The organism is Serratia sp. S4 (genome assembly GCF_000347995.1).
In the GTDB taxonomy this organism is placed as follows: Bacteria; Pseudomonadota; Gammaproteobacteria; order Enterobacterales; family Enterobacteriaceae; genus Serratia; species Serratia quinivorans.
The window spans coordinates 484604-507221 of record NZ_KB661120.1 but is presented as its reverse complement, the minus strand read 5'-3'; the positions used below and the strand labels follow the sequence as shown (position 1 = coordinate 507221).

Below are 22618 nucleotides of genomic sequence, written 5' to 3'. Positions count from 1 at the left end.
AATGTTATGAAATACCAAACAGATTTCACCGTTACCCACAAAGCCGCCGTGATGCACAGCACCCCAAACGGCCCGGCGAACCTGCTCAATGAAGATGTCTGCCTGCCGGCTGCCGCCATCAAGCGCAGCAGCCTGGAAAATAATATTGCCTGGATGCAAAACTATGCCGACGCGCGCGGCGTCTCTTTAGCCCCACACGGTAAAACCACCATGACGCCGTGGATTTTCCAGCGTCAGGTAGCGCAAGGGGCCTGGGCCATTGGCGTCGGCTCCGCCTGGCAGGCCAAAGTGGCCATGGAAGCCGGCGTGCCTCGGGTACTGATGGCAAACCAACTGGTCGGCAAGGCCAATATGCAACTGATCGCCGAACTCAAGGCGCAGCATCCCGCTAGCGGTTTCTTTTGCTGTATCGATAGCCTGAGCAATGCGCAAACCCTCGCGGCATTTTTCAGCCAGCACGGGCAAACGCTGGATGTGTTGGTGGAATTGGGTGTCTCCGGTGGGCGCTGCGGCTGCCGCAGCGTGGCGCAGGCAGAACGGCTGGCGCAGGAGATAGCCGCCCTGCCGGGTTTGCGTCTGCAAGGTATCGAGCTGTATGAAGGCGTGATGCACGGCGACGACGCCCAGAGCAAAATCGAACAATTCCTGCGTGAAGCCGCCGGTCTGCTGCGCAGGCTACACCAGCAAGGTTTATTGAACGCTGAACAAGCGATCCTGACCGGTGCCGGTTCCTCCTGGTATGACGTGGTTTGCAACGTCTGGAGTGAAGAGGCACTGCCGGCAAACTGTCGCGTAGTGATCCGCCCCGGCTGCTACATCACCCACGACCAGGGAATTTACCAGGACGCGCAAAATGCGGTGCTGGCCCGTGACAGCTACGCCTGCGATTTGGCAGGGGAATTAACCTCGGCATTGGAACTGGTGGCGCTGGTGCAGTCGGTGCCTGAGCCGGGCCGGGTTATCGTCAACTTCGGCAAACGAGATGCCGCCTTCGACGCCGGCCTGCCGCAACCGATCGCCCATTACCGCAATGGGGTTCGCCAGCAGAGCGACACACAGCACCTGATTACCCATGGCATCATGGATCAGCATGCCATGTTAAGCTGCCCGGCAGAGTTCCCGGTGCAGGTCGGTGATATTCTGGTGTTCGCCACTTCTCACCCATGCCTGACCTTTGATAAATGGAAAACGCTGTTTTTGATTGACGATAATTACAACGTTATAGAAACCATTGAGACGTTTTTCTGATAACGAAAAAGGATACCTGATGAATAACCTGCCCACCGACCGTCTTTTATCGGTGCAGAATCTTTCCCTGGCGAGCCCTGGGAAAGTTCCACGGATTAATCGGGTCACCTTTACCCTTCAGCAAGATGAGTCCGTCACCATCATCGGTCCAAACGGCAGTGGAAAATCCACGTTATTACGGCTCATTACCGGTGAGCTAAAACCGAGTGAAGGTGAGATTCTCTTTCAGGGAACGCCCTTATCGGCCATCAAACCCCAGCAGCGCGCCCGTTCCATCGCCTTGCTTAGCCAACACGATAATGCAGATTTACGGCTTAAAGTTAATGAGTACGTGGCCCTGGGTCGCCTGCCCTGGCAGGCCGATCGCGTACCATCCGAGCACCAACGCATAATTGCACAAGCGATGGATGACGTAGGTATCCGCCATCTGCAACATCTTCCGTTGGCCAGGCTTTCGGGGGGCGAACGTCAACGTGCCGGGTTTGCCCGGGTTCTGGCGCAGCAGCCGGTGTTGTTATTACTCGATGAGCCGACCAATCATCTCGATCCCCTGGCCCGGCACCAACTGCTGTCACTGATCCATCAAAAAAAGATAGCCAGCTTGAAAGTGCTGCATGATCTTGAGTTGGTCCAACCCTTTTCCGACCAGGTCATCATGATGCATCAAGGGAAAATCCTTTGTTATGGGCCCCCCGATGTGGTGCTGGAGTCAGCGCACCTGCAACAGGTATTTGGTATGAAATCGCTGCAAGCCCGCCATCCGCTAACTGGCGAAGCCCTGCGCTTTTTCGAGGCGTTGCCGACATCACCCTGCTGAAATTCATCCCAATCGACGGTTGTTTGATCTAACTACATTTGTCATACGAATTATTCAGGTATGTTGCCCCGGTTCCCAATGAGCCGGGTTACTGACTCCGGTTTATCAATCTGGAGTCGATGTGAAAAAGTTAATCCTCGCCGCCTTACTGGCATTAGCCTCAGAAAGCGTCGCAGCCTCTGGTTTTCCTGTCACCGTAGACAACTGCGGTCAGCCACTGACCTTTGTCCAGGCCCCGCAACGGGTGGTTATCCAGGACATTAATATGTCGCAAATGGCATTTGCCCTGCAGCTACAGCCTGCGATGGTTGGCGTGACCGGTATTTCCGGCTGGTATAAAAATATCCCTGAGTTTACGCAACAGCGGGGAACCATCCCTGAGCTGGCACCGAAATACCCGACTGTCGAAAATCTTCTCGCCGTTAATCCTGACCTGTTTTTCGCTGGCTGGAACTATGGCCTGCGCGGTGACGTCACTCCGCAGGCGCTGGCGAAATTTAATATCAAAACGCTGATACTGAGCGAAAGCTGCATCCACGTAGACAGTCATCGCCCACGCGCCAGCCTGGATTTGTTGTATGACGACATGATTAGGCTCGGCAAAGTCTTCGGCAAACAGGAACAGGCGGAAACGCTGGTCAGTGGCTGGAAGCAGCAAGTGACCGATATCCATCGAAAAATTGCGACGCAAAAGCCGATAAAGGTGTTTCTTTATGATTCCGGCGAAGACAAGCCCTACACCAGCGGGGCCTACGCGATGCCGACGGCAATTATTGAAGCCGCCGGGGCGAAGAATGTGATGGATAGCCTGAACACCAGTTGGGCAACCACCAACTGGGAAAGTGTCGCGGCGGCAGAGCCTGAATTTATCATTCTGGTGGATTACCAGGCAGAGACGACCGACGATACCGACCAAAGGCAGCTTTTCCTTGAACAGCACCCATTGATGAAACACACCCGGGCAGTGCTCCATCATCGTTATTTGAAATTGAAATATCAGGAGCTGACGCCGGGGCCGGTCAATATTGATGCCATCCACAAACTGGCGCACGCCCTTTACCCCGCAGCCTTTACCTAATGTCGGAAAAAATGCGTTTCAGGCTGGCATGGACAGTCGCCCCACTGTTGCTGGCAGGGTTGATGTTCGCCAATGTCGCACAAGGCAGCGTGTCGCTCTCTTTCTCTCAGGTGGTGACCGCACTGGGTATCACCCCTGGCGAAGTGCCGCCGATGATTAAAAGTATTGTGCTGGATCTGCGGCTGCCCCGCACGCTGCTGGGATTACTGGCCGGTGCCGGGCTGGCGCTGGTCGGGGCGCTATTACAAACCACCACCCGCAATGACCTGGCCGATCCTTTTCTGTTCGGCCTTTCCTCCGGTGCCTCCGCCGGCGTGGTCATGGTCATTACCCGCCTCGGTAATAGCCTCGGGGCCTGGGCATTACCGGTGTCTTCTTTTGTCGGTGGGATACTCTCCGCTGCGGTGGTGATGATTATTTTTATGACTCAATCGCAGAAAGGCACCGATAAACTGATTATCTGTGGCCTGGCGGTCTCTTTTTTATTCGGGGCCTTCACCAATTATCTGGTGTTTTCCGGCGATCAACGCACCGCCAGCAGCGTGCTGTTCTGGACGCTGGGCGGGCTGGGGCTGGCGCGTTGGGACAATTTGATTTTTGCCTTGCTGGCGCTACTGATATTGGTGGCATTGATTGCCTTGCGCTGGCGATCGCTGGATGGCTTGCTGGCGGGCGAACAGACAGCAGGCACCCTGGGCATCAACACCAGCCACTTACGCACCGAAGTTTTTCTGTGCTGTTCGCTGGCGACCGCGTTACTGGTGGCATTAACCGGGGTGATTGGGTTTGTCGGGTTAATGGTCCCCCACCTGGCTCGCCCCTTTACCGGCGTGCGTCACCGGCGTCTGCTGCCGTTGGTTGGCGTATTGGGTGCCGTACTGCTCTCTGCCGGCGATCTGCTCAGCCGGGTCATTACCGCGCCGCAGGAACTGCCTATCGGCATTATTACTGCCGGTCTGGGCGGTATTTTCGTGCTGGCCATTTTGCTACGACGAACCCAGTGATCGCCAATTGATATGGCCTGTCTCTAAAGGCCACCAGCCAATCGATTGCGAAAGGGCAAAAAACGGCGCTTTAGCGCTTGCAGTGATCAAAAGCGCGAGTATAATGCGCGACAATTTGCCAGGAGAAAGCATGAAAAACGACGCTTGTTTTGTTAGCCACAACCGACAAAACCGACTGCCAAGCGGCAGCCAACTGCCGTTGTTTCTCCTGTTGCTAAACCGATCGTTTCAAGCCCCTCGTTGAGGGGCTTTTTTTTGCCTGAAAAGTCCCGCGCCACGGGCACGAGTCGAGGAGAGTGAAAAATGGCCAACCCGCTGTATCACAAACATATCATCTCTATTAACGATCTCAGCCGCGAGGATCTGGAGCTGGTGCTGCGCACCGCCGCCAGCCTGAAAGCCAATCCACAACCCGAGCTGCTAAAGCACAAGGTGATCGCCAGTTGCTTCTTTGAAGCCTCTACCCGTACCCGCCTGTCGTTTGAAACCTCGATGCACCGTCTGGGCGCTTCGGTAGTCGGCTTTGCCGACGGCAGCAATACCTCGCTCGGCAAGAAAGGCGAAACCCTGGCCGACACCATCTCGGTGATTGGTACCTACGTCGATGCCATCGTGATGCGTCACCCGCAGGAAGGCGCGGCGCGGCTGGCGACCGAGTTCTCCGGCGGCATTCCGGTGCTCAACGCCGGTGACGGTGCCAACCAGCACCCGACCCAGACGCTGCTCGACCTGTTCACCATTCAGGAAACCCAGGGCCGTCTCAACAACATCAATATCGCCATGGTCGGCGACCTGAAATACGGCCGCACCGTACACTCGCTGGCGCAGGCGCTGGCCAAGTTTGAAGGCAACCGCTTCTTCTTCATCGCCCCGGACGCGCTGGCGATGCCGGCCTACATCCTGCAGATGCTGGAAGAGAAAGGCATTCAATACAGCCTGCACAGCAGCATTGAAGAAGTGGTGCCGGAGCTGGACATTCTCTACATGACCCGGGTGCAGAAAGAGCGCCTGGATCCTTCCGAATACGCCAACGTGAAGGCGCAGTTCGTGCTGCGCGCGGCGGATCTGGCCGGGGCACGTGACAACCTCAAGGTGCTGCACCCGCTGCCGCGCATTGATGAGATCACCACCGATGTGGATAAAACGCCGTACGCCTACTACTTCCAGCAGGCGGGCAACGGTATTTTCGCCCGTCAGGCGCTGTTGGCGCTGGTATTAAACGCAGATTTGGCTCTTTAAGGGGGAACCGTCATGACTCACGATAACAAACTGCAGGTTGAAGCAATCAAGTGCGGTACGGTGATTGACCATATTCCGGCGCAGATAGGTTTTAAGCTGCTGACGCTGTTCAAGCTGACCGCCACCGACCAGCGCATTACCATCGGCCTGAACCTGCCTTCAGGCGAGCTGGGCCGCAAAGACCTGATCAAAATCGAGAATACTTTCCTGACCGAACAGCAGGCCAACCAACTGGCGATGTATGCGCCCAAAGCCACGGTCAACCGCATCGACAATTACGAAGTGGTGCGCAAACTGACCCTCAGCCTGCCGGACCATATCGACGGCGTGCTGACCTGCCCGAACAGCAACTGCATCAGCCGCAGTGAGCCGGTGTCTTCCAGCTTTAGCGTGAAATCCCGCGACGGCGACGTACATCTGAAATGCCGCTACTGCGAGAAAGAGTTCGAACATCAGGTGGTGTTGCAGGCAGACTGAGTCTGCGGTTTTCGCCGGGAGACGGCGCTGTTATTCTCCCGGCGACGCCCTATAATGGGGTTTCTGGATAGAACAACCCTCGATTATCAGGAGAAAAAATGTCACGTAACATTAGCACTGAACTCGCCCCGGCAGCCATTGGTCCTTACGTGCAGGGCGTTGATCTGGGCAGCATGATCATCACTTCCGGTCAGATCCCGGTCGATCCTAAAACCGGCGCCGTTGCCGACGACGTGGCCGCTCAGGCACGCCAGTCACTGGAAAACGTTAAAGCGATCGTTGAAGCTGCCGGCCTGAAAGTCGCCGACATCGTGAAAACCACGGTGTTCGTCAAAGACCTGAACGATTTCGCCACCGTTAACGCCGCTTACGAAAGCTTCTTCACCGAGCACAGCGCGCCGTTCCCGGCCCGTTCTTGCGTCGAAGTGGCCCGTCTGCCAAAAGACGTGAAAATCGAAATCGAAGCCATCGCCGTTCGTCGTTAATTCCACGACCGCGCACGCGCCCAACGGTCAGCCATCGGCTGGCCGTTTTTATTTCATGAAAATTATTATTCCAGTTATTTTATAAAGATAACCTCACTTCCAACACATTTACATTCCCACAATAAAAATGCATCTATAATTATTTTTCACCCGGCCGGGACATGACTCTTTGCAGTTTGTTAATCAGACTAATAATCTCAGGAGAATAACCCCATGGCTCAAAGCGTATTGGATTATTTTATCCAACAGGTGACCTATTCCCCCGAAGCACTGGCGATCGTCAGTCACAATAAGCGCCTCACTTATCGGCAGTTGGATGACGCCAGTAACCAACTGTGCGGATACCTGCAACAGCAAGGCGTCCGCCCCGGTGACTGCGTGCCGCTCATAGCATTACGTTCTGCAGAATTCCCGATCGGTATTCTGGCCATCCTGAAAGCCGGAGCCAGTTATATTCCCATTGATGCCCGATATCCTGAAAAAAGAATTCAGGATATCCTCAGACAAAGCGCATCTAACACAATAATATTGAGCAACTTATCAATCGATCTTGGAATTAAATACCCTGGCGTACAAGCCTTTGCCATTGATAATATTACCTCGAATGAACCGTTACCCTTTGAATTAATAAAACCGCAGGGTGATGAGACGGCCTATATTATTTTTACCTCCGGCACTACCGGCAATCCCAAAGGGGTCATGATTGCCCATCATTCACTGTTGAATATTGTCCTCTGGCATAACCAAAAGTTCGCCATGAACCACACAAGCCGTTCAACGCTGATAGCCGGTATTGGTTTTGACGTGGCGCAGTGGGAAATTTGGGCAGCGTTGACCAGCGGCGGTACGTTGTATTTGCCAGAGGAAGAGACCCGCTTGCAGCCTTCCGCCCTGCTCGACTTCTTCGCACACCACCAAATCACCCATGCTTTTGTGCCCACAGTGTTGGTGGCTGAAATTGTCAGTGCGCCACAGCCGGAAAACCTGGCGTTGCGCTACCTGTTTACCGCAGGGGAAAAGCTCAACCCGGTCGATCTCAGCGGGGTGAGCTACCCGTTGGTGGATTACTACGGCCCGACAGAAGCCACCATCTTCGCCACCTGGAATTTGGTCAGTTGCGCCACACAACACGCTCCTGCCACTATCGGTCGGCCGGTGGCAGATACCGAGATATTCATTCTCGATGATAATCTGCAACCCGTCAGCGGGCAGCAACCCGGCGAGCTTTACATCAGCGGCAGTTGCCTGGCACGCGGCTATCTGAATGATTCGCAGCTCACCGCCGAAAAATTTATTACCCCCGCGCATTTTGCCGGCAAACGGCTCTACCGCAGCGGCGATCGGGCGCGCTGGCTGCCGGATCATCGTGTCCAGTTCCTCGGCCGTATCGACGACCAGATCAAGATCCGTGGTAACCGCGTGGAACTGGGCGAAATAGAAAGCGTCATGGCACAGGTGACAGGCGTGAAGGCCGCCGTTGCTGCCGTCACCCAGCCGCAGGATCCGGCTAACAAACAGATTGTGGCCTTTCTGGTGGCCGACCGGAACGACGCTGGAGTGATCGAACGCGTGAAGCAACATCTGAAAACCACATTGCCATCTTACTTCCTGCCCGCCGAGTACCGGCTGCTGGAACGTCTGCCGATCAACGCCAACGGCAAAACCGATAAGGCTGCGCTGCTGGCCCTTTCTCGCGCGGATCAACCTCCGACAGCAGAAACGCTGACCGGCAGCCGGCAGACCCTTGCCGCTATTTGGTGCCAGCTGTTGGGGACGGAGAATATCCGTGCCGAAGACAATTTTTTCGACATCGGCGGCCATTCACTGCTGGCGGCAAAGTTGGCGACGGCCATCGCCCAGCAAATTGGAGGGAAGGTTTATGTCCGCGATATTTATGAATACCCGACGATAAATCGTCTGGCGCAGGCGCTGGATGAACGCAGCGGCCATGCACTGCCGGCGGTGGACAGCGAACCGGTGCGTGCTCTGCAGGACGACGTCTGGTTACCCGCAGACCTCACCATCAATCCGCATTACGACGTATGGCAGATAAGCTCGCCCAGGGCCATTTTGCTCACCGGTGCCACCGGGTTTATCGGTGCGCATCTGCTGGCAGAGCTGCTGACCACTACCCGTGCCGAGTTGTATTGCCTGGTGCGGGAGCACAGCCGGATATCCCCGCAACAACGACTCGACGAGATCCTGACTCGCTATCAGATTGCTTTATCCCCCGAGCAGCGCGGCCGCATCCATCTGGTCCCCGGCGACGTGGCCGAGCATGATTTCGCCCTGTCACCTGAGCGCTACCGTGAACTCAGCCAGCGGGTCGATATCATTTATCATTCGGCAAGCGCGGTGAACTTTATCCAACCCTATTCTTATATGAAACGCGACAATGTGCAGGGGCTGCGCGAAATCATTCGCTTTGCCGCGCATCAGCGCACCAAACCACTGATGTTGATGTCGACGATTTCGGTCTATAGCTGGGGGCATCTGCACACCGGCAAACGGGTGATGCTGGAAAGTGACGACATCGACCAGAACCTGCCGGCGGTGATCACCGATATTGGCTACGTCCGCAGCAAATGGGTAATGGAAAAAATTGCCGATCTGGCGGCATCGCAAGGCCTGCCGCTGATGACCTTCCGTCTGGGGTACGCCACCTGCCATAGCCGCACCGGCGTCAGTGCCAGCTATCAATGGTGGGGGCGACTGGTGAAAACCTGTATTGCCAGTGGCACGCGGCCTGCGCTGCAGGATTTACGCGAGGGCCTGACGACGGTGGACTATATGACCCAGGCGATTGCACATGTCAGCCGTAATCCGCTGGCTCTGGGGAAGAAATTCAACCTGATCCACCAGCACCGCAATAACCTGACGCTGCAGGACTTCTTCAGCCTGCTGGAGCGTGAGTTTGGCTACCACTTCCACCCGCTGCCCTTCGAGCAATGGCGGGCGCAGTGGGAACACAACGGCGATGCGCCGCTCTACCCGTTGCTCAGCCTGTTCAGGGACAATATGGTGAATGGACAATCGACGGTGCAGCTCTACCAAAACACCTACCAGTGGGATTGCAGCAACCTGCAGCATTTCCTGCAGCACAGCGGGATAGAAGAACCACACTTTACCCGGCAGGTGCTACTGAATTATCTGCAGCAGTCTATCGGAGCTCCACAGCCGTCATTGCAGGTATAAGGACCAGGGCGCCCGGAAATGTGAAAGGTGATTATTGAACTGAATAATCCAATGGCCGCTATTGCGGCCATTGCTGATTACTTATGGGTTCGGTTTCGACGGACACCGCCGGCGGCTTCCATGATCGGAGCAGTTTGAGGTTTAATGCGCTTTGCGGCCTGTTTCAACACGGCTATCACTTCTTCACGTGAAGCGCTAATCGGCATCCCTCGGGGCGTCAGGTTGTTAATCTCTTCAGAAGTATAGGTTTTTACAACTGTCAGCCCTTCCCCTTCGGCTATGTACACTTCCTGCTCATAGGAAGCAGTTTCCGCTACAATCCGATCTGTAGTTTTAATGACCATATCACCCCCTATAATCCCGTCAGCAGGTCATCATTGTCGCTCAAATATTGTGCAGCATCAACAGACTAGTCTTTGATTCGCATCCAAAATCTTAAAGCTAAATTTGAAAGCGTCAGGGTTATTCAGCGCGGTACCACTCAACTCCCAAGGGATACGCTGGCTTACTGGTTGCCGACGCGTCTGCACTATGCACCATTCCAAATCCTCTGCGGTTAACATTTGCACCCGAATGTTATGTTCACCGGCAGCAAAGATTTCATTGGTTGTTGCTAATACCCTTTGTCCCAGCTCCTGAACATTAAAATCATGCGGCATTATCAGTCCCTTGAATGCTTTTATAAATTAAGGCGTTAGAAATACGGCTTCAATTTTATAACGCACTTTTCATTCTGTCGTCGAGGCATCCACTTCTGGGTTTAGAGTCTGAGGCACGCGCCGCAGTTTTGCCCCGTTTTAAGGCAGCGTCCGGTTGGGTTGCACCCAAAGCGGGCCGTCTCCTGCCACAACCTGGCGTTTTCGCGCCATTATCGCCCCTTTATCACCTTGGCACATTTTATGCTGGATCCGTCTACAGCCTGCAATGTCGACGAGGTGACGATGCTAAATATCGATCTGTCCGCTTCACCGTTTTTTGATGAGATGCTTCTGGCTGAGGGTAAACACCGGGGTCATTACGAAGCTTACTGCCATTGGCTGCAACAGGCCGATCACAAGGCCATTCAGCGTAAAAGGGAAGAGGCTGCACTGCTGTTTCATCGGGTGGGAATTACCTTTAATGTTTATGGTGAGGATGATGGTGCCGAACGGCTAATCCCGTTCGACAGCGTGCCGCGCATCATTCCCGCCGGCGAATGGGCGATGCTCGATCGCGGCATCCGCCAGCGCGTCCAGGCGCTGAACGCCTTTCTGCACGATATTTACCATCAACAACATATTCTGAAGGCCGGGATCATTCCGGCGGAACAGGTGCTGGCCAACGATCAGTATCAGCCCTGCATGCAAGGGGTCGATTTGCACCGCAATATTTACGCGCACATTGTCGGCGTGGATATGGTGCGCGGCGGCGACGGCCAGTATTACGTGCTGGAAGACAACCTGCGCACCCCGTCCGGCGTGTCCTACATGCTGGAAAACCGCAAAATGATGATGCGCCTGTACCCGGAACTGTTCGCCCAGCAGCGTATTGCACCGGTGGAACGCTACCCGTCGCACCTGCTGCAAACCCTGCGTGAAAGCTCGCCGATTAACGATCCGACCGTGGTGGTGCTGACGCCGGGCCGCTTTAACAGCGCCTATTTCGAACACAGTTTCCTGGCGCAGCAAATGGGGGTTGAACTGGTGGAAAGCGCCGACCTGTTCGTCAAGGACGGCGCGGTGTTTATGCGCACCACCGCCGGGCCTTGCAAGGTGGACGTGATCTATCGGCGGGTAGACGATGCCTTCCTCGATCCGCTGGCGTTCCGCCCGGACTCGATGCTCGGCGTGCCGGGGCTGCTGTCGGTATATCGCACCGGTAACGTGGTGCTGGCCAACGCCATTGGCACCGGCGTGGCCGACGACAAGTCGATCTATCCTTATGTGCCGGAGATGGTGCGCTTCTATCTGCAGGAGGAGCCGATCCTCAACAATGTGCCGACCTGGCAATGCCGTCATAAAAATGAGCTGTCGTACGTGCTGGCGAACCTGGAACAGATGGTGGTGAAAGAGGTTCACGGCGCCGGTGGCTACGGCATGCTGATCGGCCCGGCGGCGAGCAAAGACGAAATCGCCCACTTCCGTACCCTGCTGCTGGCCAAACCGCACAACTATATTGCGCAAAACACGCTGGCACTGTCGACCTGCCCGACCTTCGTCAACGACGGCCTAGCGCCGCGGCATATCGATCTGCGGCCGTTTGCCCTCAGCGGTGCGGAAATTCGCCTGGTGCCCGGCGGCCTGACGCGCGTAGCGTTGGCGCAAGGCTCACTGGTGGTCAACTCGTCGCAAGGCGGGGGAACCAAGGATACCTGGGTGTTGGAGGACGACGCATGCTGAGCCGAACTGCCAGTGAACTCTATTGGATGGCCCGCTATCTGGAGCGGGCAGAAAGCATCGCCCGGGTACTCGACGTCACCAACAAGCTGTCGATGATGCCGATCCGCGACAGCGAAGATCAGGATCTGCAGGTGCCGCTCAATCTGACCAGCACCGGGGAGCTGTATGCCGCAGCCTATCCCGACCTGACCATGGCCAATCTGGTCAGTTTTTTTGCCCTCGACAGCCGCAACCACAGCAGCATTTACAGCTGTTTGCAGATGGGCTGGAACAACGCTCACGCGGTACGCGGCAGCCTGTCTTCCGAGGTTTGGGAGTGCATTAACTCCACCTGGATCGAGATGAAGCTGATCCGTCGCCAGGGCATTGGCTCGGTGGGGGCCGATGCTTTCTTCGACTGGGTAAAAGAACGCTCACACCTGTTTCGCGGTGCCATGTTCGGCACACTGCTGCGCAGCGACGCCATGTGCTTTATTCGCCTCGGCACCCTGCTGGAACGGGCCGACAGCACCGCCCGCTTGCTGGGGGTGAAAAACGCGCTGATGGACAGCGACGGCGACCCGGTACGCGAGTATTACCGCATGGATACGCTGCTGCGGGCGGTCAGCGCCCGCGAAGCCTATCACAGTATCTACAAGCAGCAGCTCAGCCGCGACACCATCGCCGAGCTGATGATCCTGCGCAATGAGATCCCGCGCTCCCTGCTGGCCTGCGTCAGCGATATGGTGCAGCAACTGGAACAGATTGGTGGCAACAGCGCCAATCAACCGCGCCGGCTGGCACATACGCTGCACGCCGAACTGCGCTTCAGCAGCATGAAGGATCTCAACCGGGTCGGGCTGAACGACTGGCTGGACGCGTTTCTTGGGCAAATTGGCGGCATCGCGGAAAGCATCCATCACACCTATCTGGAGGCACAATGAAACTCAACATTGAGCACAATACCCATTATACCTACGCCCAGCAGGTGCAGCGCAGCACCCAGTATCTGCGCCTGACGCCACAGAACTCCCGGCACCAGCGCGTTATCTCCTGGCAACTGACGCTGCCGGAAGATGCGGTGTGCACCACCGATGCTTTCGGTAACGTACTGCACGTGCTGACGCTGGATCACCCGCATCAGGCGATCACCATTCAGGCCCACGGCGTGGTGGAGATTGAAGACGGCGTAGAGGATCAGGTGATGGGGCATCTGTCACCGCTGGTATTCCTGCGCCACAGCCCCTTGACCCAGCCCGACAGTGCGATCCAGGCCTTTGCCCTGCGCTATTACCAACCGCAAGCGGTGCTTGCCGGGCTGGAAAACCTGATGGGCGAACTGCTGCTGAAAATGCCTTACAGCCCAGGTTCCACCAGCGTCACCGACAGCGCGGCCCAGGCGTTCGCCACCGGTACCGGCGTCTGTCAGGATCACACCCACGTATTTCTGGCCTGCTGCCGTAGCCTGAATATTCCGGCGCGCTATGTCAGCGGTTATCTTTACAGCGAAGACTCGACGCACGTCGCCACCCACGCCTGGGCGGAAGCCTGGGTCGACGAACGCTGGCACAGTTTTGACGTTACCAACAACACCCGTCTGCCGAACCAGCACCTTAAGCTGGCGGTAGGCATCGACTATCTGGACGCCTGCCCGGTGCGCGGCATGCGGCTGGGCGGCGGCTGCGAGAATATGCAGACCATCGCCGAAGTGCAGATGATGCCCAGCGGGCAATAGCCTGTTGCCGAAAGTGAAGGTTTACGGCACGCTGGCGTTTGGCGGCGTGCCAGTCTTGTTTTGAGGAATTGTGGAATGACCTATTGTGTGGCCATGCGCTTGTCATCCGGGCTGGTCTTTGCTTCAGATTCGCGTACCAATGCCGGAGTGGACCATATTTCCACCTTCCGCAAGCTGCACGTGTTCCAGCAGGACGGCGAACGTTTGCTGGTGCTGCAAAGCGCCGGCAATCTGGCGACCACCCAGAGCATCATCAGCCTGCTGCAGCGCCGCTGCAAAGACGCCGAAAGCCCCAATCTGCTGAATGCCCCCAGTCTGTACGAAGCCGCCACGCTGGTGGGCGAAACGGTGCGGGAAGTGATCCAACGCGACAGCGAAGCCCAGCAGAGCGGCAGCACCACCGATTTTAGCTGCAGCCTGTTGCTCGGCGGCCAGATCCATGGCGAAGAGATGCGGCTGTTTCATATCTATCCGCAGGGTAACTTTATCGAAGCCACCCGCGATACGCCCTATTTCCAGATTGGCGAAAGCAAATACGGCAAACCAATTATTGATCGGGTACTGAACTACGATACCCCGCTGGAACAAGCGATGCAGTGCGCGCTAATCTCCCTCGATTCCACGCTACGCAGTAACCTGTCGGTCGGCCTGCCGCTCGACGTGATGATTTATCCGCGCGACAGTTTCAGCAGCGCACAACAATACCGTATTACCGAAGATCATCCGCATTTCAACGCCATCCGCAAAGGCTGGGGCGAAGGGCTGGTCAGCATTTTCAAACAGTTGCCGCCGCTGCAGCTGTAGGTGCTGTGAGGGCTCGGCATGCAGATCCCCTACGCATGCTGAGCCCGACGATGCAGAAAATTATTCGATCGCGCTGGCACGCAGCAGGGCTTCCAGCGGATAAACCGCCGCAATCACCACTTCGTCACGTATTTGCGCCGCCGTATCCAGCTGTTGCTGTATTTGCCCGGCTTCGGCTTTGCTCAAGGGTTTGTTCTGCTGATAACGCTCCAGCAACATCAGCCCCAGTGCCGACAGCGCGCCGACATCCTGCGCTACCGGAGCCAGATCCTGCATCACCCGGTTACCGGCAATCACCGTTTTCACCGGCGCGGTATTCAACTGCCAGCGTTGCAAACGTTCGCGCAGCGCCTGTGCCGCCGCACTGTTATTGCGATCTTTCAGCAGGGCCGCGACCTGCAGCCCCATCTCGCGCACTGCGTTGCTTTCCGCCGGCAGAGCGTCGGCAAAGCGATTCAGCGGTTCGAACTGATGATAATTACCGGCCTTGAATTTCAGATGCTGACGGGTGTAGTACTGGCTCGGCTCTACCGCCTCGGCCAGGATTTGCAGCGGCGCGATTTGCACGCTATTCGCCAGCCGGGTGAATTCACGGGCGGTCTCAGCATGCTGCTGCAAGCCCACCGAAACTACCGACCAGGCGTCAACTGCCGCCAGCCGCCGGTACATGTTGTTTTCATCGGTTACGTCCTGCGCCGACCATAAGCGCTCCGCCACCGCGAACCCGCGCGGCCACAGCTTGAGATCGAGGATCGGTGCCCTGATGTTTTCCGCCCACAGCGCCGCCTCGCCGCCAAGAATATTGCTCTGCTGCTTCGCGTCCGGTACCACCGGCATCTTGCCCGCCGGGATCGCCGTCAGCTTGCCGCCGCTGGTCGGGTAACGCACGTTGCCAACCAGCGTATACCCACTGAGCTTATCCTGCTGCAGCGTGAACACAGGACGCGTCTCGCCCATCCAGGTATCGACGCGGAAGCTCACCTGCTGCGGAGAACGCCAGACGATATCCTGCAACGCACGGCGAGATTTGCCGTTGAAGTCGATAAAACCACGCCAGCCTTGTTTGCCTTCAATCAGGGTAAAGCTGCCTTCCACCGCGCTGCCCTTCAGTCGCGGCATGCTGAACTGCCAGCTCTGCGCCTTTTCATCGGGCTGCACCTCGGTGGCGACGCCCAGCGGCTGCGGCAGGATCTCGTTGCGATAGTGATAGGCGCTGCTCTGCGGTTGATCGAGGTAGAAGCCGGTGGACAGAATGCCCTGATAGCCGTCCTGCGCGCTGGCCCCCAGTGAGTCCTGACCCTGCCAGGATTGGATCACAATGCTGCGTGGCAGCGACGGGTGATAAATTTCATCCCAGCCGACCATCTGCCGTTGGTGCTGTTCGAGGATTTTTTCCAGCTTCTGGTTGAAGTAGGCCTGCAGCGCGTGGGTGTCCGCCAACTGATGTTGCTGCATAAAGGCCTGAATGGTTTTCGATTGCTTCCATTGGCTGGCATCCACCTCGTCACCGCCAATATGCAGGTAAGGATCGGGGAAGATCGCCGCCAGTTCGCCAATAATAGCGTCGACAAATTGATAAACTTCTTCACGGGTCGGATCGAGCGTTGGCTTATGGACACCCCATTTGCGCTCCATCTGATACGGCCCCGGCGCGCTCATCAATTCCGGGTAAACCACGGCGATGCTGGAAGCATGGCCCGGCAGATCGATTTCCGGCACCACCCGGATGCCGCGCGCGGTGGCATAGGCCACCACCTGTTGCATCTGTTCGCGAGTATAAAACTGGCCGTCACTGGCCTGCTGTTGCAGCTTGGGATAATGCTCAGAAGCAAAACGCCAGCCCTGATCGTCGGTCAGGTGCCAGTGAAACACGTTGAGCTTGGCTGCTGCCATGCCGTCGAGCTGGCGCAAAATATCCGCCAGCGGCAGGAAATGACGCGCCGAATCCAGCAGCACGCCGCGCCACGGGAAACGCGGTACGTCGGTGATGCTAACCAGCGGCAGGAAGGTGTTCTGGCCGTCGGTCTGCACCAGTTGCAGCAGGGTTTCCATGCCACGCAGCGCACCGAAACGGGTATTGGCGGTCAGCGTGACGCCATCCTGCATCACCACCAGTTTATAGCTCTCGTCGCTGCCCGGCAGCGGCTGCGCCGCCACCTTGTCTTTGATGTTCACGTTAATCACCACGCCAGCGGCTTTTGACGCCTGCGGTGTCAGCGTCCAACCGGTTTGCAGCTCAATACGTTGCCGCCAGCGCGGCAGCGCATCACCCAAATCGTCACCCTGCAGGTTAATCGACAAACGGTGATCCAGCACCAGCCTGCCCGCCGGTTGGGTCAGTTCCACCTGCTGCGGCCAGGGCATCAGCGGCAAATCGCCGGCCGGCTGCGCCAGCGCGCCCAGGGAAAGCAATAACGATGAAGCCAGTAGCGTATAACGCAGAGATCTGTGCATCAGAAATTCCTCAGAGGAAAAAAATCAATAAAAACAGCGAAGCTATAAATAAAGACTGAGCACAGTACAGATGTCCAACGGCGAGGGTGAAAAGCCGGGTTGGATCACAGATGCCCCTCTTCCAGGCGAAAGAGGGGCGCGGGAATCACTGCCAGCCGTAACGGTGCACAAACCAGCCTTTCACGCACTGGGTCAGCACCATATAACCGGTCAGGATCAGCACCAGCCATGGGAAGTAGCCGAGCGGTAGCGCCTGCAGCTGCAGGAAACTGGCCAGCGGCGAGAAGGTCAGGCCGATACCGGTGGCGATCACCACCAGGGTCATGATGCACAGCGGCCACGAAGGACGACTCTGGATAAACGGAATTTTGCGCGTGCGGATCATATGCACAATCAGCGTTTGCGACAGCAGCCCTTCAACGAACCAGCCGGACTGGAACAACGTCTGCATTTCCGGCGTATTCGCTTTAAACACCCACCACATCAGGCTAAAGGTCAGCACGTCAAAGATCGAACTGATCGGCCCAAAGAACACCATAAAGCGCCCAATATCGCCGGAGTTCCAGCGCTGTGGCTGGGTTATCTGATCGTCATCGACGTTGTCGAACGGAATAGCGACCTGCGAAATGTCATACATCAGGTTCTGGATCAGCAGGTGCAGCGGCAACATCGGCAGGAACGGCAAAAAGGCGCTGGCGATCAGCACGCTGAAAACGTTACCGAAGTTAGAGCTGGCGGTCATCTTGATGTACTTGAGCATATTGGCGAAGGTACGACGCCCCTCAATCACCCCCTGCTCCAGCACCATCAGGCTTTTTTCCAGCAGGATAATATCCGCCGCTTCCTTGGCAATATCCACCGCAGAGTCGACTGAAATCCCAATATCCGCCGCACGCAGCGCTGGGGCATCGTTGATCCCGTCGCCCATAAAGCCGACCACATGGCCCTGCTGGCGCAGCAGCTTGACGATACGTTCCTTATGCAACGGCGTGAGCTTGGCGAACACCGTGGTACGTGCCGCCGCCTGCGCCAGCTGCTGGTCGTCCATCTGTTCGATCTCACTGCCACGCAGCACATGATCCGCCGCCAGCCCAACGTCTTTACACACCTTGGCCGCCACCAGCTCGTTGTCGCCGGTGAGGATCTTCACCGTTACGCCGCTGTTTTTCAGCGCCGCCAGCGCCGGTGCGGTGCTCTCTTTTGGCGGATCGAGGAAGGCCACATAACCTTCGAGGATCAGATCCGATTCGTCGGCCACACCGTATTCATAAGCCTGCGCCGGCAGGATCTTGTTGGCTACCGCCACCACCCGCAGCCCCTGCTGGTTGAGATCGTCGGTAACACGCCGGATACGTGCCAACAACGCCTCGGTCAGCGGGATCACTTGATCTTCCTGCCGCACATGGCTGCAAATCGCCAGCATCTCTTCCAGCGCGCCCTTACAGATCAGCTCGTGGTATTGCGCGTCTTTGGCCACCACCACCGACATCCGGCGGCGTTCAAAATCAAACGGGATCTCATCCACCTTGTGGTAATGCTGCAACGCATCCGGCTGTTGGTTTTGTTCCGCACAGCTCAGCACCGCCACATCGAGCAGGTTTTTCAGCCCGGTCTGGTAGAAGCTGTTCAGCCAGGCGTAATGCAGCACCCGGTCGCTGGCGACGCCAAACACGTCGGTATGGCGCTCCAGCACGATTTTATCCTGGGTCAGGGTGCCGGTTTTATCGGTGCACAGAATATCCATGGCGCCAAAGTTCTGAATGGCGTCCAGGCGTTTGACGATCACTTTCTGTTTGGACAGCTTCACCGCCCCTCTGGCCAGGGTAGAAGTGACAATCATCGGCAGCATTTCCGGGGTCAGCCCCACCGCCACCGACAGCGCGAACAGCGCCGCTTCCCACCAGTCGCCCTTGGTGTAACCGTTGATCAGCAGCACAATCGGCGTCATCACCAACATAAAACGGATCAACAACCAACTGACTTTACTGATCCCGCTCTGGAAGGCATTGGGTTGCTGATCCTGACCGATCACGCGCTGCGCCAGTTGACCGAAGTAAGTGTCACCACCGGTACCGATCACCATCGCCAGCGCGGTGCCGCTCACCACGTTGGTGCCCATAAAGCACAGGTTTTGGCATTCCAGCGGATCTTCTGACTGCTCACGCAGCTCGGCGACTTTTTCCACCGGCAAGGACTCACCGGTCAGCGCCGCCTGGCTGATAAACAGATCCTTTGCCGACAGCACGCGCAGATCCGCCGGGATCATGTCGCCCGCCGCCAGTTTGATGATGTCGCCCGGCACCAGTTGCGAGATCGGCAGTTCCAGGTGTTCGCTTTTACCGGTCAATGCGTCACTACGAATTACTGTAGCGGTATTGCTGACCATGGCTTTCAGCGCATCCGCCGCCTTGTTGGAACGCGCTTCCTGAATGAAATTCAGCAGCGTGGAGATCACCACCATCAGGGCGATCACCAGCGCCCCGGTCAGATCCTCGGTGGCATAAGAGATCATGCCAAGCGCGGTCAGCAGCAGGTTGAACGGGTTGCGATAGCAGTGCCACAGGTGCTGCCACCAGGCCTCTTGCTGCTGATCGTCAATCACGTTCTCACCGCAGCGTTCGCGCACCCGCTCCGCCTCATGGGCGGTTATGCCTTCCGGATGACTTTGAAAGCGCAGATAAAGCTCGGTGGTGTTCGCGGCAGCGCATTCCAGCCGCTGCTGTGCCAAACCGGCGGGCAACCCCTGCGCTTTGCCGCCAAGGCCGTCCAACAGGCTGTCACGGTGCACCAAACGGCGCGGTAAATTGCGGCTGAGCAGGCCCAGCAGCTGACGGGGGATGTTTGTTAGTTTCATTTTTTTGCACCTCGTCGCCCATTGCCTCACGGCAGCGGGTGAACGCGGGATCGCCCCCGGCCAGGCTTTCGGACACGCCAAAAAGCCTCTGCCGGGGCAGATCCTTGTCTTTTTTTATAGCAGCAGGAGCGAACGACGGGCGCGCGCTACCGGTTACCGTTTATTACTTCCCCGGTAAAACAGCAGCGCAAAGCGGGCAGGTTTTACCGGGGAGCCGAGTCAGGGTCTAACGGGGTCGGATCGGGATCCATAGGGTTGATAACCTCCGGTAAATGAAAAGATCAAACGACAAGAGCGGCCGTTCAGCGCGGTACACAAATCCCTGCATTAGCCTATAGCTTTCAAGCTGGTCGCCTGGCTGCAACTTGAAAGATGATGGATACAGCGCCAAGATCCGTTGCGGAAAATAGGCTATGCTGACGGGCATTCAGCGTAGGCCGCCAGTTTACGCCTTTTAACCTCAATGAAAATTAAACCATGCAAAACCGGCTGACTATCAAGGACATCGCACGCCTGAGCGGCGTAGGTAAATCCACCGTATCACGCGTGTTGAACAACGAAGGCAGCGTGAGCCCGCAGACCCGCGAACGGGTGGAAGCGGTGATCCGTCAGCAGGGGTTCACCCCGTCCAAGTCTGCTCGCGCCATGCGCGGCCAGAGCGACAAAGTAGTCGGCATTATCGTTTCCCGTCTCGACTCTCCGTCTGAAAACCAGGCGGTACGCACCATGTTGCCACTGCTGTATCAGCACGGCTTCGACCCGATCGTGATGGAAAGCCAGTTCGAGACCCGGCTGGTGGAAGAGCATTTGCACGTTCTGCAACAGCGTAATGTCGACGGAGTGATCCTGTTCGGTTTCACCGGCCTGACGGCGGCCATGCTCAGCCCATGGCAGGATAAAATGGTGGTGCTGGCACGCGAATACGAGGGGTTTTCTTCGGTTTGCTACGACGACGACGGTGCCGTGCGGCTGCTGATGGAACGCCTGCAGCAACAGGGCCACCGGCATATCGGCTACCTGGGGGTGCAACTGTCGGATGCCACCACCGGTATGCGCCGCCACCAGGCCTATCTCGACGCCTGCCGGCAACAGCAGATTACCCCAAGCGTGGCGCTGGGTGAACTGAGCTATCAGAGCGGCTTCCAACTGGCTGCCTCGGTCATCGATGCCCAGACTACCGCCCTGGTGTGCGCCTCCGACACTATCGCCCTTGGTGCGATCAAATACCTGCAACAGCAGCATATTGCCCCGCTGCAAGTGTGCGGCATCGGCAACACGCCGCTGCTAAACTTCCTGTTCCCCGAGACGTTTTCGGTTGATCTGGGCTACGGCACGGCCGGGCTGCAGGCCGCACAACAGCTGCTGGGCCAGCTCAGCGGCGAACAGGGCATCCGCCAGATCATCGTACCCAGCCAACTCGCCTGACGGCGGTTCTTTGTTTATCCGCATACATTCCCCAGTCTGAGATCCCCTGTTGATGCTCACACCCAGTGAGCATTAATTCATCGTTATTTGTATCAGCCACCACACCACTATTCCTGATTGACGCCCCTCATTCATAGCAATAGATTACTGTATATGCGTACAGTTGTTTTTTTGTATGTCTTAGCGGTTTTTCAGCACACGGAGTGTGTACCTCCCCAGACCTGCCATTCAGGAGCAACGGAGGGTACCGGACGCTGTTAACCATCAGGAAACAGAGAGTCGAATAGGAAGATAATCATGGCTGAAGAAAATAAAAATGCTCAGGTGACTAACGGCGTTAATGACGATGTGACTGAGCTGAAATCACTGACCACCCTGCGTAAACGTGTCGTCAGTGACGGTGAAATTGTGTCTAAAGCAGCAAACGGTTTTCGCCTGGCAAACGGCAATACCGGCGTGATGCTGCGTAACGACGGTAAGGATTTTTACGCCCTGACCACGCCAAGCGGTCAGGCACAGGACGGGCAGTGGAACACCCTACGCCCCTTCTCTTTTAACCTCTCAACCGGCCGCGTGTCGCTGCGTAACGGGGTGGATATTTCCGGCGGCGCGATGGTGTCACACAATGCAGGCATCAGCGCCGAGACCACCGGCCCGACACCACTGATCGCAGGGCAAGTCTACTATGCATCTTCTGTGGAAAGTAAGTTCACCAGTGGTAACAACACCACCACTATGTTGATTAGCTCCAGGGTTATAGGCAATGAACAGGATTATGGCCTGCTTTCTTATCGTGACATGAAGGGGAATTGGAACGAACTTCAGGTCAGACCCAATGCTGAACTGAATGTCGGTCAGATAACCAAACGCAATCCTAATGGCTGGTTTTGGGCAGAGGGGGTAATGAATAAAAGCAAAGAGGAGCGTGTAACTAATGGCTTGCATATGCAAGGGCACGGGAGCGTATATTCCAATTTATTTCTCTCTGAACGTATCCAAAAACATCAGGCTGTAGAACTTCAAGTAGGCGACGATGTAATAAGTGGCCTATTTGAATTCCGCAATAATGGCAATGCCTACACCAATGGCACCTGGAACAGCAGCTCCGATGTCCGAATGAAAACCGATATCGAGAAAATTGACGGCGCACTGGATAAGTTGGGAAAAATTGGCGGTTATACCTACCTGAAACAGGGCGTTCCGGAAGCCGGGGTAATAGCCCAGGAAGTGGAGAGTGTATTACCTCAATCCGTCACCACCACCGAACTGAAATTAAATGACGGCAGCGTTCTGAAAGACGCCCGCGGAATTAATATCAACGGCGTGGTCGCCCTTCTGGTCGAGGCGTTAAAGGAAGAACGTGAGGCCCGGCTTGCGCTGGAAACTCGGTTGGCGGTGTTGGAAGAGGCTATTTCAACAGCTCGTAGTTCTTGAGCAACGACTAAC

The 22618-nt window shown here is 56.6% G+C and carries 18 protein-coding genes; 14 read left to right on the top strand and 4 right to left on the bottom strand.

All coding sequences use genetic code 11. The features are described 5' to 3' along the window. The first annotated feature begins 6 nt into the window (after nucleotides 1–6). From SERS4_RS0102980 to SERS4_RS0102945, 8 genes are all read left to right on the top strand, one after another. Nucleotides 7–1248, top strand: a complete 1242-nt coding sequence (locus SERS4_RS0102980; protein ID WP_017891423.1) for an amino acid deaminase — start codon at nucleotides 7–9, stop codon at nucleotides 1246–1248. Nucleotides 1249–1267: 19 nt separating this feature from the next. Beyond that, entirely contained in the window at nucleotides 1268–2065 is a 798-nt protein-coding gene (locus tag SERS4_RS0102975) for an ABC transporter ATP-binding protein (protein ID WP_017891422.1), read from the top strand. 121 nt (nucleotides 2066–2186) lie between these two features. Next, a complete protein-coding gene (locus SERS4_RS0102970; RefSeq protein WP_017891421.1) occupies nucleotides 2187–3143 on the top strand; it encodes an ABC transporter substrate-binding protein in 957 nt (318 codons plus the stop codon). After that, the gene (locus tag SERS4_RS0102965; protein ID WP_017891420.1) at nucleotides 3143–4147 is read left to right on the top strand and encodes an iron ABC transporter permease; all 1005 of its coding nucleotides are present in this window, start codon (nucleotides 3143–3145) and stop codon (nucleotides 4145–4147) included. The genes SERS4_RS0102970 and SERS4_RS0102965 overlap by 1 nt, the downstream gene beginning before the upstream one ends. A gap of 303 nt (nucleotides 4148–4450) precedes the next feature. Next, nucleotides 4451–5386 carry an aspartate carbamoyltransferase gene (pyrB, locus tag SERS4_RS0102960; protein ID WP_012005001.1) on the top strand — a complete coding sequence of 312 codons (936 nt, stop codon included), beginning with the start codon at nucleotides 4451–4453 and terminating at the stop codon, nucleotides 5384–5386. A 12-nt stretch (nucleotides 5387–5398) separates the two neighbouring features. Beyond that, the gene (gene pyrI / locus SERS4_RS0102955) at nucleotides 5399–5863 is read left to right on the top strand and encodes an aspartate carbamoyltransferase regulatory subunit (protein WP_012005000.1); all 465 of its coding nucleotides are present in this window, start codon (nucleotides 5399–5401) and stop codon (nucleotides 5861–5863) included. A gap of 98 nt (nucleotides 5864–5961) precedes the next feature. After that, nucleotides 5962–6348: a 2-iminobutanoate/2-iminopropanoate deaminase gene (gene ridA / locus SERS4_RS0102950; RefSeq protein ID WP_017891419.1), complete on the top strand. Its 387-nt coding sequence runs from the start codon at nucleotides 5962–5964 to the stop codon at nucleotides 6346–6348. 213 nt (nucleotides 6349–6561) lie between these two features. Then, nucleotides 6562–9543, top strand: coding sequence for an amino acid adenylation domain-containing protein (locus SERS4_RS0102945; RefSeq protein WP_017891418.1), 2982 nt, complete (start codon nucleotides 6562–6564; stop codon nucleotides 9541–9543). Nucleotides 9544–9620: 77 nt separating this feature from the next. Here SERS4_RS0102945 and SERS4_RS0102940 read toward each other — a convergent pair whose 3' ends face one another. After that, complete coding sequence (locus tag SERS4_RS0102940) at nucleotides 9621–9887, bottom strand: hypothetical protein (protein WP_017891417.1); 267 nt, start codon at nucleotides 9885–9887, stop codon at nucleotides 9621–9623. A 57-nt stretch (nucleotides 9888–9944) separates the two neighbouring features. After that, on the bottom strand, nucleotides 9945–10202 hold the full coding sequence (locus SERS4_RS25640; RefSeq protein WP_017891416.1) for a hypothetical protein: 258 nt from the start codon (nucleotides 10200–10202) through the stop codon (nucleotides 9945–9947). Between the two features lie 282 nt (nucleotides 10203–10484). Here SERS4_RS25640 and SERS4_RS0102930 point away from each other — a divergent pair, with 282 nt between their 5' ends. The 4 genes from SERS4_RS0102930 to SERS4_RS0102915 all read left to right on the top strand — a co-directional run bounded on the left by SERS4_RS0102930 (nucleotide 10485) and on the right by SERS4_RS0102915 (nucleotide 14439). Beyond that, a complete protein-coding gene (locus SERS4_RS0102930) occupies nucleotides 10485–11921 on the top strand; it encodes a circularly permuted type 2 ATP-grasp protein (protein ID WP_026142171.1) in 1437 nt (478 codons plus the stop codon). Then, nucleotides 11915–12844 carry an alpha-E domain-containing protein gene (locus SERS4_RS0102925; protein WP_017891414.1) on the top strand — a complete coding sequence of 310 codons (930 nt, stop codon included), beginning with the start codon at nucleotides 11915–11917 and terminating at the stop codon, nucleotides 12842–12844. Before SERS4_RS0102930 ends, SERS4_RS0102925 begins: the two co-directional genes overlap by 7 nt. Continuing rightward, entirely contained in the window at nucleotides 12841–13635 is a 795-nt protein-coding gene (locus SERS4_RS0102920) for a transglutaminase family protein (protein ID WP_012004996.1), read from the top strand. Before SERS4_RS0102925 ends, SERS4_RS0102920 begins: the two co-directional genes overlap by 4 nt. 75 nt (nucleotides 13636–13710) lie before the next feature. Further along, entirely contained in the window at nucleotides 13711–14439 is a 729-nt protein-coding gene (locus SERS4_RS0102915; RefSeq protein WP_017891413.1) for a proteasome-type protease, read from the top strand. A gap of 60 nt (nucleotides 14440–14499) precedes the next feature. Here SERS4_RS0102915 and SERS4_RS0102910 read toward each other — a convergent pair whose 3' ends face one another. After that, complete coding sequence (locus SERS4_RS0102910; RefSeq protein WP_017891412.1) at nucleotides 14500–16893, bottom strand: beta-N-acetylhexosaminidase; 2394 nt, start codon at nucleotides 16891–16893, stop codon at nucleotides 14500–14502. 145 nt (nucleotides 16894–17038) lie between these two features. Continuing rightward, nucleotides 17039–19747, bottom strand: a complete 2709-nt coding sequence (mgtA, locus tag SERS4_RS0102905; protein ID WP_017891411.1) for a magnesium-translocating P-type ATPase — start codon at nucleotides 19745–19747, stop codon at nucleotides 17039–17041. Nucleotides 19748–20224: 477 nt separating this feature from the next. Here mgtA and treR point away from each other — a divergent pair, with 477 nt between their 5' ends. Together treR and SERS4_RS0102895 are read left to right on the top strand one after the other, a co-directional pair. Then, nucleotides 20225–21172, top strand: coding sequence for a trehalose operon repressor TreR (gene treR, locus SERS4_RS0102900; protein ID WP_012004992.1), 948 nt, complete (start codon nucleotides 20225–20227; stop codon nucleotides 21170–21172). A 297-nt stretch (nucleotides 21173–21469) separates the two neighbouring features. Next, entirely contained in the window at nucleotides 21470–22606 is a 1137-nt protein-coding gene (locus tag SERS4_RS0102895; RefSeq protein ID WP_017891410.1) for a tail fiber domain-containing protein, read from the top strand. Nucleotides 22607–22618 lie beyond the last annotated feature (12 nt).

What these genes read in the sequence shown, in the direction of transcription:
- mgtA (WP_017891411.1), bottom strand. Translation starts at nt 19,747, where the DNA reads ATGAAACTAACAAACATCCCCCGTCAGCTGCTGGGCCTGCTCAGCCGC.
- SERS4_RS0102920 (WP_012004996.1), top strand. Translation starts at nt 12,841, where the DNA reads ATGAAACTCAACATTGAGCACAATACCCATTATACCTACGCCCAGCAG.
- SERS4_RS0102910 (WP_017891412.1), bottom strand. Translation starts at nt 16,893, where the DNA reads ATGCACAGATCTCTGCGTTATACGCTACTGGCTTCATCGTTATTGCTT.
- SERS4_RS0102915 (WP_017891413.1), top strand. Translation starts at nt 13,711, where the DNA reads ATGACCTATTGTGTGGCCATGCGCTTGTCATCCGGGCTGGTCTTTGCT.
- ridA (WP_017891419.1), top strand. Translation starts at nt 5,962, where the DNA reads ATGTCACGTAACATTAGCACTGAACTCGCCCCGGCAGCCATTGGTCCT.
- SERS4_RS0102975 (WP_017891422.1), top strand. Translation starts at nt 1,268, where the DNA reads ATGAATAACCTGCCCACCGACCGTCTTTTATCGGTGCAGAATCTTTCC.
- treR (WP_012004992.1), top strand. Translation starts at nt 20,225, where the DNA reads ATGCAAAACCGGCTGACTATCAAGGACATCGCACGCCTGAGCGGCGTA.
- SERS4_RS0102945 (WP_017891418.1), top strand. Translation starts at nt 6,562, where the DNA reads ATGGCTCAAAGCGTATTGGATTATTTTATCCAACAGGTGACCTATTCC.
- SERS4_RS0102965 (WP_017891420.1), top strand. Translation starts at nt 3,143, where the DNA reads ATGTCGGAAAAAATGCGTTTCAGGCTGGCATGGACAGTCGCCCCACTG.
- SERS4_RS0102980 (WP_017891423.1), top strand. Translation starts at nt 7, where the DNA reads ATGAAATACCAAACAGATTTCACCGTTACCCACAAAGCCGCCGTGATG.
- SERS4_RS0102940 (WP_017891417.1), bottom strand. Translation starts at nt 9,887, where the DNA reads ATGGTCATTAAAACTACAGATCGGATTGTAGCGGAAACTGCTTCCTAT.
- pyrI (WP_012005000.1), top strand. Translation starts at nt 5,399, where the DNA reads ATGACTCACGATAACAAACTGCAGGTTGAAGCAATCAAGTGCGGTACG.
- pyrB (WP_012005001.1), top strand. Translation starts at nt 4,451, where the DNA reads ATGGCCAACCCGCTGTATCACAAACATATCATCTCTATTAACGATCTC.
- SERS4_RS25640 (WP_017891416.1), bottom strand. Translation starts at nt 10,202, where the DNA reads ATGCCGCATGATTTTAATGTTCAGGAGCTGGGACAAAGGGTATTAGCA.
- SERS4_RS0102925 (WP_017891414.1), top strand. Translation starts at nt 11,915, where the DNA reads ATGCTGAGCCGAACTGCCAGTGAACTCTATTGGATGGCCCGCTATCTG.
- SERS4_RS0102930 (WP_026142171.1), top strand. Translation starts at nt 10,485, where the DNA reads ATGCTAAATATCGATCTGTCCGCTTCACCGTTTTTTGATGAGATGCTT.
- SERS4_RS0102895 (WP_017891410.1), top strand. Translation starts at nt 21,470, where the DNA reads ATGGCTGAAGAAAATAAAAATGCTCAGGTGACTAACGGCGTTAATGAC.